This window comes from Paenibacillus apiarius, assembly GCF_017052585.1.
Taxonomy (GTDB): Bacteria; Bacillota; Bacilli; order Paenibacillales; family Paenibacillaceae; genus Paenibacillus_B; species Paenibacillus_B apiarius.
The window spans coordinates 3,215,001-3,228,657 of the sequence record NZ_JAFFHZ010000001.1 but is presented as its reverse complement, the minus strand read 5'-3'; the positions used below and the strand labels follow the sequence as shown (position 1 = coordinate 3,228,657).

Annotated in this window: 12 protein-coding genes, 2 rRNA genes and 1 riboswitch (1 of these 15 running past the window's edge); all 14 genes read right to left on the bottom strand. The window is 51.0% G+C overall.

The genetic code is table 11. The features are described from left to right. Positions 1-50: 50 nt before the first annotated feature. Positions 51-1,228 (bottom strand): IS3 family transposase gene (locus JSQ80_RS14595; protein WP_206095731.1). Its coding sequence is split into 2 segments (ribosomal slippage): positions 51-940 and positions 940-1,228, totalling 1,179 coding nucleotides; the frame shifts between segments, so codons are not numbered across the junction. A gap of 267 nt (positions 1,229-1,495) precedes the next feature. Further along, complete coding sequence (locus JSQ80_RS14590) at positions 1,496-2,332, bottom strand: MetQ/NlpA family ABC transporter substrate-binding protein (RefSeq protein ID WP_206095783.1); 837 nt, start codon at positions 2,330-2,332, stop codon at positions 1,496-1,498. A gap of 57 nt (positions 2,333-2,389) precedes the next feature. After that, the gene (locus tag JSQ80_RS14585) at positions 2,390-3,046 is read right to left on the bottom strand and encodes a methionine ABC transporter permease (RefSeq protein ID WP_087432047.1); all 657 of its coding nucleotides are present in this window, start codon (positions 3,044-3,046) and stop codon (positions 2,390-2,392) included. Beyond that, positions 3,039-4,067: a methionine ABC transporter ATP-binding protein gene (locus JSQ80_RS14580; protein WP_206095782.1), complete on the bottom strand. Its 1,029-nt coding sequence runs from the start codon at positions 4,065-4,067 to the stop codon at positions 3,039-3,041. Before JSQ80_RS14580 ends, JSQ80_RS14585 begins: the two co-directional genes overlap by 8 nt. A gap of 10 nt (positions 4,068-4,077) precedes the next feature. After that, complete coding sequence (locus JSQ80_RS14575; RefSeq protein WP_206095781.1) at positions 4,078-5,253, bottom strand: amidohydrolase; 1,176 nt, start codon at positions 5,251-5,253, stop codon at positions 4,078-4,080. 192 nt (positions 5,254-5,445) lie between these two features. Then, positions 5,446-6,327: a phosphoribosylaminoimidazolesuccinocarboxamide synthase gene (locus tag JSQ80_RS14570; protein WP_206095780.1), complete on the bottom strand. Its 882-nt coding sequence runs from the start codon at positions 6,325-6,327 to the stop codon at positions 5,446-5,448. Between the two features lie 50 nt (positions 6,328-6,377). Beyond that, positions 6,378-7,676, bottom strand: coding sequence for an adenylosuccinate lyase (gene purB, locus JSQ80_RS14565; protein ID WP_206095779.1), 1,299 nt, complete (start codon positions 7,674-7,676; stop codon positions 6,378-6,380). Continuing rightward, positions 7,669-8,886, bottom strand: a complete 1,218-nt coding sequence (purK, locus tag JSQ80_RS14560) for a 5-(carboxyamino)imidazole ribonucleotide synthase (protein ID WP_206095778.1) — start codon at positions 8,884-8,886, stop codon at positions 7,669-7,671. Before purK ends, purB begins: the two co-directional genes overlap by 8 nt. Beyond that, positions 8,883-9,344: a 5-(carboxyamino)imidazole ribonucleotide mutase gene (gene purE / locus JSQ80_RS14555; RefSeq protein WP_087432070.1), complete on the bottom strand. Its 462-nt coding sequence runs from the start codon at positions 9,342-9,344 to the stop codon at positions 8,883-8,885. Before purE ends, purK begins: the two co-directional genes overlap by 4 nt. 256 nt (positions 9,345-9,600) lie before the next feature. Beyond that, positions 9,601-9,701: riboswitch (purine riboswitch) on the bottom strand. A 195-nt stretch (positions 9,702-9,896) separates the two neighbouring features. Continuing rightward, positions 9,897-10,331 carry a universal stress protein gene (locus JSQ80_RS14550; RefSeq protein WP_087432041.1) on the bottom strand — a complete coding sequence of 145 codons (435 nt, stop codon included), beginning with the start codon at positions 10,329-10,331 and terminating at the stop codon, positions 9,897-9,899. Positions 10,332-10,404: 73 nt separating this feature from the next. Next, complete coding sequence (locus JSQ80_RS14545) at positions 10,405-10,686, bottom strand: DUF1294 domain-containing protein (RefSeq protein WP_206095777.1); 282 nt, start codon at positions 10,684-10,686, stop codon at positions 10,405-10,407. 295 nt (positions 10,687-10,981) lie between these two features. After that, positions 10,982-11,902, bottom strand: a complete 921-nt coding sequence (locus JSQ80_RS14540) for a transglycosylase domain-containing protein (RefSeq protein ID WP_206095776.1) — start codon at positions 11,900-11,902, stop codon at positions 10,982-10,984. Positions 11,903-12,347: 445 nt separating this feature from the next. Continuing rightward, positions 12,348-12,464: ribosomal RNA gene (gene rrf, locus JSQ80_RS14535) — 5S ribosomal RNA — on the bottom strand. Positions 12,465-12,532: 68 nt separating this feature from the next. Continuing rightward, positions 12,533-13,657, bottom strand: a 23S ribosomal RNA gene (locus tag JSQ80_RS14530); it runs 1,802 nt beyond the window's last position.

The following is a 13,657-nucleotide window of genomic DNA, read 5'->3' as shown; positions in this document are numbered from 1 at the left end:
CTTTCTTTCCGTTATGGTCATACCCCTGTCAAGTAGACAGATGAAAAAAGCTATGCAGCCAGCGCGTGCCGATACTCAATTGGCGCGCGCTGTTTGAGTTTGGCTTGAAAGCGCTGATAATTATAAAAGTAGATATACTCTTCTACAGCTTGAAGAATCTCAGCTTCTGACGTACACTGGTGAAGATACAACTTCTCTGTTTTGAGATGCGAAAAGAAGGATTCGATGCAGGCGTTATCCAGGCAGGTTGCTTTGCGAGAGTGGCTGCCTTTGACGCTGAATGCTTCCAATCGTGAGTTGTAGGCCTGAGACGTGTACTGGAAGCCCTGATCCGAATGGAGCACGGCTTCCGAAACGTCTCTTTTTCGTGTCCACTGCTCAATCGTATCCAGCACCAGCTTTACGTCGTTTCGCTCGGATAATTGCCAAGCCACAATTTCATTGTTGAACAGATCTTGTATCGCCGACAGGTAATAAAAGCGTGTGCCGTCGGAGATATACGTAATATCGGTGACTAGCTTCTGCTGCGGACCTACAGCATGGAATTGACGCTTCAATCGGTTAGGATACACGACGGAAGGCGTAGAACTAGAACGCTTTCGTTTCTTGCGAATGACGGACTGGATAGATAATTCCTTCATAAGCCGCCATACTTTTTTATGGTTAATACGATAACCAGCCTCCCATAAAGCTGTCATCATACGAGGATATCCAAAATAGGGGTGCGCAAAGTGAATAGCCATCATGTGCTCCTTGATCTCGTGATCCCTTGTTTGTCTTTCGGCCCTTAATGACCGTGTCGCTCGCCACTTGTAATAACTAGCCCTAGGTACCCCCGCAATGGCTAACAAACGCGTAACATCATAGAGATCACGCAGCTCTTCAATCACTTGGTAGTTATCCTGCGAACGGAGCGTGCCTCCTTTACCAGATTTGGATACCGCTTTTTTAAGTAATCGACCTGTGCTTTCAAATAATCCCGTTCTTGTTCCACAGTGTCAAAGGCTGTACGCGGACGTCCCTTAAGAGGATTCGATACCCCTTTACGGATATCGAACGCTTCTCCATGCTGCCACTTCCTTACCCATACTTTTAATTGGGTACAGTTTCTGATTTCTAACTTTTCCGCTACCGTTTTATAGCTGGACTTCCCTTCTAAATACGCTTTGACTGCTGCTAGTTTGAATTCTTCGGTATACTGTTGAAACACTTGTCCCTTTCTAGCCATAGAAAAATCCCCTCCAAGTTCACTCTTGTTCCTCATGATAGCACAAGGTTTTTTTTGAGTGTCTACTTAAAGGGGATAATACCATTATGGGATATATCCCTTGGATGAATCAATTGAAAACGCTTGCATCGTAATCATAAATGCTCTCCCTCTTCTCTGTCAACCAACAATTTGGTTATCCAAAATCCTTTCTTCCTTGGGGGATGTCCTCAAAAAAACAACCTTGTTCCAATCAAACATTGGAACAAGGCTGCAATCTCAACTTATTTATTTCAGTTCGTCAGGGATGAACCAATAGTTATCTTTATTATGCTCGTTCATATACTGCTTAAATTCATCGGATTTATAGGCAGCCACAATATCTTTGGCCCATTTACTCGTTTCGTTGCCTTTATTAACGACTACGTTCAGCTCCAGATCGGCAACGACGTCTTCAGCCAGCAAAGATTTGGAGGCATCAATACTCGCCGCGTATACGATACTTCCAGGCAAGACGGCAAAATCAATATCATCCATCGCCCGCGGGATCTGCGAAGAATCCATCATCGTAATATCGAGATTTTGTTTATTCTCAATCACATCGTTTTTCGTCGCAAGCGTCGGATCGATGCCTTCTTTCAATTTGATCCAACCTGCCTTCTGCAACAATGCAAAAGCGCGCGCCGCATTAGAAGGATCCTGCGGTATCGCAATTTTAGCCCCTGGTTTAACGTCTTGTATCGATGTGAACCGATTAGAAAAAATGCCTGCCGGAACAGTTGGGATATGGACAATCGGAACGAGCTGCGCGTTTTTTTCTTTGTTGAACGCATTCACGTAGGCAGTATGCTGTGACACATTAAAATCGATCGCATTCTCGGTTATGGCAACTTCCGCTTGCAGCATATTCGAGAAATTCACCCCTTTAATCGTATAGCCTTGTTTCTCGAGAATCGGCTTGACCGCGGCATCGAATAATTCATTGTAAGGACCAGCCGAAACAGCGACCCGCAATGTTTTCTTGTCACTGTCAATCGCTTGTTCATTGGAATTTCCGCAAGCCGCAAGCGCGAGCACGCTGACCGCAAGCACCCCCGTCATCAGCCCCTTAAATCCTTTTTTCATTTATATATTCTCCCCTTCCGGCTCCTCTTTTATATCCCGCTCTATGATGGTCCCAACTTATTGTCTTCGTATTTTACGAGCCAACACATTGCCCAAAGTTTGAATGCCCTGCACTAAAATAATGAGAATAATGACCGTAATCACAATGACTGCCGTGTTAAAACGTTCATAACCATAACTGATGGCCAGATCGCCAATTCCGCCGCCACCGACCGTGCCCGCCATAGCGGTAGCGCCGATTAAGCCGATGGTCGCAGTCGTTAAAGATAAGATTAAGGAACTCAAAGCTTCAGGCAAAATAAAATGCCAAATGATCTGCAGCGGTGTCGCTCCCATAGCTTCTGCCGCTTCGATAATGCCTTGGTCCACTTCCAACACTGAATTTTCAACAAGTCTGGCTATATAAGGAGCGATATAGACGATTAAAGGCACAATCGCGGCACTAGTTCCAATCGATGTTCCGACAATGAATTTCGTGAAAGGGACGATCGCTACCAGCAATATAATGAACGGCAACGAGCGTACAATATTGATTACGTTATTTAAAACGGAAAAAATGGCGCTATTTTTTAAAATTCCGCCTTTGCGTGTAAGAACTAGCAGCAGCCCTAGCGGAATCCCGATAAGCGCTCCGACAAGCAACGAAATGCTTACCATTTGCAGCGTCTCTTGTATGGCCTGAATGACTTGATCACTAGTAATTGCGTTATTCATATTTCATCACTTCTTCTACCGTAATATGCTGCTTCGTCATAAAATGATAGGCTTGTTCAACCTCTGGCTCCGCGCCGCTCAGTTCAATCATAAAGTTGTTGAGCATCGTGCCTTGCATTTCTGTGGCGGTAGCAAATAAAATTTCGACTTGCACATCAAATTTTTTGGCAATATCGAATAACAATGACTTCTGCGCGCTATTCCCAATAAATTTGAGCTTGAAAAAGCGGCTATCCCCCTGTGCGTTACGGATACTGTCTAAAATAGATGGCGGCGCCTCATCATGAATAACAGTGCTGACAAAATTTTTCGTTGTCTCTGCCTGCGGGTTGCCAAACACATCCAGCACATTTCCTTGTTCGATGATTTTCCCGTTTTCCATTACAGCTACACGATTGCAAATGTTTTTAATGACTTGCATTTCATGAGTAATGATTAAAATGGTAATGTTATATTGACGATTAATGCGTTCCAGCAATTGCAGGATGGATGCCGTTGTTTGCGGATCAAGCGCCGATGTGGCTTCGTCACATAAGAGAACCGACGGGTTGGTCGCCAGAGCGCGAGCTATGCCCACACGCTGCTTTTGCCCCCCTGAGAGCTCGCTTGGATAACTGTGAGCCTTGTCTTCCAGTCCAACAAACGTCAGCAGCTCATGTACCCTTTGCGTAATTTGAGCTTTGTCCGTGCCGTTCAATATAAGAGGAATGGCAACATTTTTGAAAACCGTCTTCGAATCCAACAAATTAAAATTTTGAAATATCATGCCAATTCGTTTTCTGGCTTCACGCAGCTGCTTGCTTGTTAAACTGCCCAACTCTTTATTATCAACGATTACATGCCCGGAAGAGGGCCTTTCCAAAAAGTTTATCGTGCGGATAAGCGTGCTTTTGCCCGCTCCGCTAAATCCGATGACGCCGAAAATGTCCCCTGGTTCAACTTTAAGATTGATTTCCTTCAATGCTGCCACACTTTTTTCTTTGCCTGCGTACACTTTGTGCACATTTTGCAATTCAATCATAATACCTACCTCATTTAAGTAAATAATGAGCTGCCAGCGCTACAAATATATTGCCTGCAACGAGCAAAGCCTGCTCATCGATATCAAAACGCGGATGATGGTGCGGATATGCCGTATCTGGACTCTCATTTTTAGAACCTACGTTAAAAAAAGCCCCTGGCTTGTGTTGCAGATAGTAAGCGAAATCCTCAGCCCCCATAGACGGTTGTTGATCATAGAAAACATCGTTGCCCAACAGGTTCGCAATGATGTCGCGAAGCTGCGCCGTCTCCGCGTGCGGATTGATGAGCGCGGGATAACCGTACGTATACGCAACGTCGTGGCCTGCGCCGTTCGCTTCGCTGATGCCTTTCGTTATCGTGCGGATATCCGCTTCGATTTGCCCGCGGACGGCCTGATCGAACGTGCGTACCGTTCCCTCCATTCGCGCTTTATCCGCAATGACATTAAAAGCATTGCCGGCTTGAAAGACACCGACTGTCACGACAGCAGAGTGAAGCGGATTCACGCGGCGGGCCACAATGTGCTGCAAGGCTTGCACGGCCTGACTGCCGATAACAAGCGCGTCCACGGTCTGATGCGGCTTGGCGCCGTGCCCGCCCTTGCCCTGAATCGTAATGGCAAAAGCATCGGCCGCTGCCATGAAGGCCCCTTCCCGCAATCCAATCTGTCCGAGCGGGATCTCGCTCGACAAGTGAGCTCCGTATATATAGTCCACTCCGTCTAGAGCGCCGTCTTCGATCATCAATTTAGCGCCGCCAGGCGGTTTCTCTTCGGCATGCTGAAAGATAAATACGAGTGTTCCATGAAGCTGCTCCCGATAGCCGCTCAGCACTTTGGCCACACCAAGCAGCGTGGACGTATGCCCGTCATGTCCGCAAGCATGCATAACTCCATCGACGGACGATTTGTAAGGAACATCGTTCTCCTCGTGAATCGGAAGCGCATCGAAATCGGCACGGAATGCAATCGCCGGTCCCGCTTGCTTGCCGCGCAAATATCCGATAACACCGCCTCCTCCTACACCCGCTTTCACTTCGATTCCGAAACTTGCGAGCTGCTCGGCAATAAACTTTGCCGTATTCGTTTCTTGAAACGAAAGTTCGGGATGCTGATGCAAATGCCTGCGCCAAGCAACGATTTGATCATATTGCTCTCCTAACTCGTCAATCAGTTGGCCTCTCATCTCTATCACTATCCTTAGCATGATTTAAATTAGTAAATTCCTATAAACTTAGTATGAATTAATTTATCACTAGTTGAGCAAGAAGTCAATTTGTATTTGTTAACACAAAAAAAGCATCGCTCGGCTCATGCCGTGCGATGCTTCTATGGGTCCCTGCTTCGCGCTACCCGTGCGGCTAGCTCCCCTAATGCCCTAGTTCGTCAATCTTATCCAAATGTCCACATACCGGCGCGTCGTCTCGTCAACGACGTGCTGCGGCAGCGGATCTGGCTTGCTGTTCTGATCCCAGTCCGAATGCGCCAAATAGGTGCGCACAGGCTCCTTATCCATGCTGTCGATTTCAATATCGAGCGCATAGTTTTCCTTCGCCCAAAAACGGGAGCAATCCGGCGTGAAAATTTCATCGATCAGGATTGGCTTGCCGTCAACGAGGCCGAACTCGAATTTGCAATCTGCCAGAATGATGCCCCGCTCCTCGCAATATGCGCGGGCATGCTCATATAGCATGATGCTTTTGTCGCGCAGCTTGTCCGCCAGCTCCGTCCCAACCAGTTCCTGCATGCGCGCGAATGAAATATCTTCATCATGGCCGACGTCGTTCTTCGCCGCTGGCGTGAACAGCGGCGCAGGAAAGCGCTCGTTCTTCCGCAGTCCGGCAGGCAGCCCGATACCGTTCACGGCCTGCGTCTGCTTGTATTGGCGCCAGCCTCCGCCGGTAATGTAGCCGCGCACGACGCACTCAATATCGATGCGCTCCGCCTTCTTCGTCACCATGATGCGGTCGCGCAGCAGTTCCTTGTCCGTGACAATCCCGCCAAGCCGTTCCACATCGGTATGCACGACGTGATTGCCAATAAGCGGCTTCGTCTCTTCGAACCAAAATGCGCTCAAACGGTTCAGCACGCTGCCTTTCTCAGGAACAGCCGGGTCCAGCACATAGTCGAACGCCGAAATACGGTCCGTCACCACGATGAGGAAATGTTCCCCCAAATCATACAGCTCGCGCACCTTCCCCTTGTACACAAGCGGCGCTTTCACCAAATCTGCTGCGGATGATATCGCTACGGTTGACACGTTAACAGCCTCCCCCAAGCATGATGCGAATCAAAAGCGGCCTTACCCTTCTATTCCATCAATCCCACTTGCTTGAAAATCGTATCCACGTGCTTCAAATGCCACGTCGGGTTGAACGCATCTGCAATCTCGTCCGCGCTCAGCACGGACGTAATCTCCGGCGTGCTCTCAATAATATCGCGGAAGCTCCGCTGCTCTTCCCATGCCTGCATGGCGCGTGGCTGTACCGTGTCATATGCTTGCTCGCGGCTCCAGCCATGATCGATGAGCTTCGTCATGACACGGCCGGAGAATGGCACGCCGAACGTGCGCTGCATGTTTCGTTTCATATTTTCCGGGAACACCGTCAAATTTTTCACGATGTTCATGAAGCGGTTCAGCATGTAGTTCATCAGCATCGTCGCATCCGGCAAAATGATGCGCTCTACCGAGCTGTGCGAAATATCGCGCTCATGCCACAACGGCACGTTCTCGTAAGCGGAGAGCATGTAGCCGCGCATAACGCGTGACAAGCCGGAAATGTTCTCGCTGCCGATTGGATTGCGTTTATGCGGCATCGCGGATGAACCCTTCTGGCCTTTCGCGAACGCTTCCTCCACTTCGCGGAATTCACTCTTCTGCAGGGCGCGAACTTCGGTCGCAAACTTATCAAGCGAAGTCGCGATCAGCGCCAGCGTAGCCATATATTCGGCATGGCGGTCGCGCTGCAGCGTCTGTGTGGAAATCGGAGCCGGCTTCGTGCCGAGCTTCTCGCAGACGAATTTCTCTACGGACGGGTCAATGTTCGCGTAAGTGCCGACCGCTCCGGAAATTTTGCCGTACTGGACGCCGTCCGCCGCTTGGCGGAACCGTTCCAGGTTGCGCTGCATTTCCGCATACCAAAGCGCCATCTTGAGGCCGAACGTCGTCGGCTCCGCATGCACGCCGTGGGTGCGGCCCATCATTGGCGTATCTTTGTATTCAAGCGCCTTGTTCTTCAGGATTTCAATGAAACGGAGCAGGTCCTGCTCAATAATCTCATTCGCCTGCTTCATCAAGTATCCAAGCGCGGTATCTACCACGTCGGTTGACGTTAAACCATAATGCACCCATTTCCGTTCCGGCCCGAGTGTCTCCGAGACCGCACGGGTGAAGGCGATTACGTCATGGCGGGTTTCCGCCTCGATTTCAATAATCCGATCGATGTCGAAGCTTGCCTTCGCGCGCAGCTCCACCGTATCTTCCTTCGGAATGACACCAAGCTCCGCCCATGCTTCGCAAGCGCACAGTTCGACTTCAAGCCAGGCTTTAAATTTGTTCTCTTCCGTCCAAATGGCCCGCATCTCCGGGCGTGAGTACCGTTCAATCATTGTCTGCGTTCCTCCACATGTTCGTTTCTTTCATCCATTCAAGCGCAGCGTCGATGGTAGGCGCTAAAATGTTAATATGCCCCATTTTCCGCTTCAGCTTCGCTTCCGACTTCCCGTACCAATGAAGCTTCGGCGTAACACCGTATCGCTTCGCGGCCGGATCATCGGCACGGAACCATTGTACCATGTCTGCGGCGTGATCGCCGAGCAGATTCGCCATGACGACTGGCGATTGCAGTGCAGTATCCCCGAGCGGCAGGTTGCATATCGCCCGCAGGTGCTGCTCGAACTGGGATGTCCGGCACGCATCCATCGTATAATGCCCCGAATTGTGCGGGCGCGGAGCCAACTCATTAACGATAAGGCGGCCATCTGCAGTGTGGAACATTTCCACGGCGATAAGACCGACGACATCAAGCGCTTCGGCGATGCGCCGTGCCAGTCGCTCCGCCTCCGCCTGTACGGCAGCGGGAATGCGCGCAGGCACGATCGATAGATGCAAGATGTGATGGCGGTGGATATTTTCGGCCACCGGGAAGGTGGCGATTTCACCTCGCGGACTGCGAGCCGCGATGACGGATAGCTCGTGAACGAACGGAATGAACGCTTCCAATATGAGATTGGGCGTTAGCGCAGCGAGGGCATTGTAAGCATCCTCTGCCTCATCCTCATGGCGGAGGATGCGTTGGCCTTTGCCGTCGTAGCCGCCGGTGGCGGTCTTCAGCACGCCCATGCCCCCGAAGGCGGCCAAGCGCTGGCGCACCTCTGCGGCGGACGCGACGGCCGCGTATGGCGCGACCGGGACGCCCGCGGCGCTGAGCGCTTCCTTCTCGCGCAGGCGATGCTGCGTCAGGCGCAGCAGGCGGCTTCCTTGCGGCACATACGCTTCGCGCTCCAGCCGCTCGACCGCTTCGGCAGACACGTTCTCGAACTCATACGTGATGACGTCGGAATGTGCCGCCAGGCGGTGCGCCGCTTCTTCGTCGCCATAGTCGGCAGCGATGATCGCCGCCACGTCGCGGCAAGGCGCATCCGGCGCAGGCTCAAGCGCGACGAAGCGGTAGCCCATGCGGACGCCGTCAAGCGCCAGCATGCGCCCCAGCTGGCCACCGCCGAGCACGCCGACAGTCGCGCCGGGTGCCAGCACCGGCGCATCGGCGCGCGAGCTGCGCTCTTCCGGCAGCGTGCAGCCGTCCACAGGCGCCCTCATTCGAGCGCCCCCGTGGCCTGCACCTGCTGCCGCACCGCTTCCCGGCGCGCCTCCAAGCGGGCGCGCACAGCCTCATCGTGCATGCCAAGCATCTGCACGGCCAACAGCCCGGCGTTCGTCGCTCCCGCCGGTCCAATCGCTACGGTCGCTACCGGCACGCCGGCTGGCATCTGCACGATGGACAGCAACGAGTCCATCCCGCTTAGATGGGACGACTTCACCGGCACGCCGATGACCGGCAGCACCGTCTTCGCCGCCACCATGCCGGGCAGATGCGCCGCGCCGCCAGCTCCCGCGATAATGACGCGCAATCCGCGCTCCACCGCCGTCTCCGCATAGCGGAACATCTCATCCGGCGTCCGGTGCGCCGAGACGACGCGGCTCTCGAATGGCACGCCCAGCTCGGCAAGCACCTGGCACGCCAGCTTCATCGTCTCCCAATCGGAAGTACTGCCCATAATGACGCCCACTAACGGCAGGCGTTGTTGTTCCTTGTTCGTCACGTTCTCCACGTAATCCACCCGCTTTCGCCAAGTTCCATGCTTTCCTATCCAAATAAACAAAAAAATTCAGTGGAAGCAGTTGTCTCCCCTGAACGGTGATCGGTTGGTCAATATGAGAAATGAGCAAACAACGGTCGGCAGACCATCTATGACATGCAGTCCGCACTTCCTGTCCTTCCATGAAGACAGAAGGCGAACCTAAATAAAGCTACCGTATGTTCGTCATTCTCGTAGTCCAAAAATTTACGGTCTTTGGGTAGAAACTTCCGGCCATATTCCCAGAATTATACGAGAATCATTATTCGGTTAGTAGTGCGAATCAACATTCGCCAATTATCAGTGCAACTTAAGTTTAACAAGGCGCCGCTGCGGATGTCAACCATTAAAAACGAATGATATTTACTTAGTCATTATAATTGTTCGGTTTTTGATAATAACGATTTGCATGGCAGCAAAAAACCGGCAATGATGCGGTATCCGCCCATTGCCGGTCTGTAGAGAGATGCTTTATTTCATGACGAGAACCGGTACTTTCGCATGCTGCACCACGTGGTGGCTGACGCTGCCCAGAACAAATTCCTTCAAACCGCTCAAGCCGCGGCTGCCGATGATGATCAGGTCGCACTTATGATCTTCCGCTTCGGCGACAATCGACTGTCCCGGAGGCCCCTGCAGCAGCGCGACTTCCGCACGTTCTCCGAGCAAAGCCGTCTTCTGCTCGGCCTCCTGCTGAATGCGTTCCGCATATTCATAGAGCTCTTCATTCGTCTCGGCCGAGGCTGTTGCATATGCCGTGCCTACGAAATACTGCGGGAATTGAAACACGTGCACTACGCGCAAATGCGTCGCCGCGTTATTTTCCGCAATGCTAATCGCATGCTCTAACGCCTTGCGGGAAGGTTCTGAACTGTCATAAGCTACTAAGATGCGTTGAAATACCATACCTATCACCACTCTCTCTATTAGTCACCGCTATATAACAATCATACCATAACATCTTACTCTTGACCTATTTTTAACCAAAACGCAGCAATATGAAACCAAACACAAATATGTTAATGAGCAAAATAAACGGGATGCCAGCGGTAAACGCGGCATGCTGCGTCTTGTGGCGTTTATTGTACATTCCCGTGAGCACCCCCAGTGCTCCGCCGAGCCATGCCGTCAAGAACAGCTTGCGCTCAGGAATGCGGTAACGCTGCCTAACCGCCCGTTTCTTATCGATTACCATCATCTGATAGCCAACTATATTGACGATAAGCAAATAAATAAATACGACAAGCGTCCATTCCTTCATCCGGCAGACATGCCTCCTCTCTTGTCTCCATTATACTACGATGCGCCCATATCCATAAAGAATGACTCGACTAGGTTCCGTGCTCCAAAACCTTGCGCTAGTTCCTTAGTAACACTCTCCCACTTGTTCAGAATACGAGCATTCAAATATTCAAAATGCCCCGCCCTACTATTTTCATCTCAATCCTCACTGAGTTAAGGGGAGAATGCAGCTAGGCATCATTAGACGATATGTATCCTGCAACAGAAAAGAAAAACACACGAACCAGGTCATTGCCCGAATCGTGTGCCATTTGTTATTTTTTATTTGCAACTACGTTAATCTCCGTCTTCAACGCCTGTTGCCGCTCCGCTTCCGTAATCATATCCAGATCGGCCATTCGCTTGAGAACGACTCGCTGCCGCTTGACGGCAAGGTCCATATTTTTAGCCGGGGAATAATGTTCCGGAGCTTTGAGCAACCCAACCAGCATCGCCGCTTCCGCCACATTAATCGTCGGCAGCCCACCGTCCGTAACCGTCGTTTTTCCGAAATAAAAACGTGCCGCATCTTCAATGCCATAACGTCCATGGCCGAAATATACTTTATTGAAATACATTTCCAAAATATCCTGCTTGCTGAAATTCCATTCCAAGTTCGCCGCGATTGCCATTTCCTTCAGCTTACGGGAATACGTCTTGTCATGCGTTAAAAACAGGTTCCGTGCCAGCTGCATCGTAATGGTACTGCCGCCCTGAACTTTTTTTTGCCTCGTCGCATTAATCCATATCGAACGTGCCACTCCGATCGGATCGATGCCAGGATGCAGACGATATCGATGGTCCTCAATTGCGAGCAGCGCACCCGATACATAAACGGGCATTTCCGCAATGTGGACCCGATGCTGTCCCTGCACCGTAACGGCACCCCGTTCAATCTCCTGACGGAATGCAGCCAGCTTCTCTTGGTCCATCCATACCGGAGCAATGGCAGCCATCCCGGCCCAAACCAACACCGGGGCAATAAGAGTGATTAACAAACTATATATAACCCAACGCTTCCACCGAATGGACCGCGATTTATAGGCGATTATTTCCTTGGATTCAGGTCGATGTTCTGTTGCGGCGCATTCCTGTTCTGGATGCTGCTTCCGTTCGGAGAACGTGTGTGCAGCCTTCGCGCGCAGCGGAATCAGAACCGATGCATGAATAGTATATCCTCGTTTGATGCTTCTCATCAGACTCGACCTCCTTTCTCTACTGCTATTGTATGAAAAAGAAGGAATCTGTCCCATCGAATTAACTTTCGCTTGCCTTACAATGCTGAAAGATAATGCTGTTGGTATCGTTGTGAAAACTTATTAACATGTGGATATAACAAAGCTTATTAATTGCACATCCGATCATACAATAAAATCAATTAATTTCCACCCTTAGAGCATACATGAATGAAAATGTGGACGACACTCAACTTACCCATAGGTTATAAACATTTGTGGAGGAATGTGTGAATGAAAACAAGGAAAACAAAGCGCGTTCGCAACTGATCTGCTGACTTATTCACCTGTGGATGATTTCCAAAAGATGATGCCAACAATCGAACTTACTCACAAGTCCACAAAGTATGGGGATAAGTTGTGGACAAGGCAAAAAAACCACTAACATAATGTCAGTGGTTTCTCTGCTTGGCAACGTCCTACTCTCCCAGGACCCTGCGGTCCAAGTACCATCGGCGCTGGAGGGCTTAACGGTCGTGTTCGGGATGGGTACGCGTGGAACCCCTCCGCTATCGTCACCAAACAGATATTCAAGGATTGCGCCTTGAAAACTGAACGCGAAAGTTTCATTTGCTCTAGAATCATTATTATTAGGATAAGCCCTCGACCGATTAGTATTCGTCAGCTCCACACATTGCTGTGCTTCCACCCCGAACCTATCTACCTCGTCGTCTTCAAGGGGTCTTACTAATTGGGAAATCTCATCTTGAGGGGGGCTTCACGCTTAGATGCTTTCAGCGCTTATCCCTTCCGTACGTAGCTACCCAGCCATGCCTCTGGCGAGACAACTGGTACACCAGCGGTACGTCCATCCCGGTCCTCTCGTACTAAGGACAGCTCCTCTCAAATTTCCTACGCCCGCGACAGATAGGGACCGAACTGTCTCACGACGTTCTGAACCCAGCTCGCGTACCGCTTTAATGGGCGAACAGCCCAACCCTTGGGACCTACTTCAGCCCCAGGATGCGATGAGCCGACATCGAGGTGCCAAACCTCCCCGTCGATGTGGACTCTTGGGGGAGATAAGCCTGTTATCCCCAGGGTAGCTTTTATCCGTTGAGCGATGGCCCTTCCATGCGGTACCACCGGATCACTAAGCCCGACTTTCGTCCCTGCTCGACTTGTAGGTCTCGCAGTCAAGCTCCCTTCTGCCTTTGCACTCTTCGAATGATTTCCAACCATTCTGAGGGAACCTTGGGGCGCCTCCGTTACTCTTTAGGAGGCGACCGCCCCAGTCAAACTGCCCACCTGACACTGTCCCCGAACCGGATGACGGTCCTAGGTTAGAACTCCGATACGATCAGGGTGGTATCCCAACGATGCCTCCACCGATGCTGGCGCACCGGCTTCGCAGGCTCCCACCTATCCTGTACAGACCGTACCAAAGTCCAATATCAAGCTGCAGTAAAGCTCCATGGGGTCTTTCCGTCTTGTCGCGGGTAACCTGCATCTTCACAGGTATTAAAATTTCACCGGATCTCTCGTTGAGACAGCGCCCAAGTCGTTACGCCATTCGTGCGGGTCAGAATTTACCTGACAAGGAATTTCGCTACCTTAGGACCGTTATAGTTACGGCCGCCGTTTACTGGGGCTTCGGTTCATAGCTTCGCCTTGCGGCTAACCACTCCCCTTAACCTTCCAGCACCGGGCAGGCGTCAGCCCGTATACTTCGCCTTGCGGCTTCGCACAGACCTGTGTTTTTGCTAAACAGTCGCT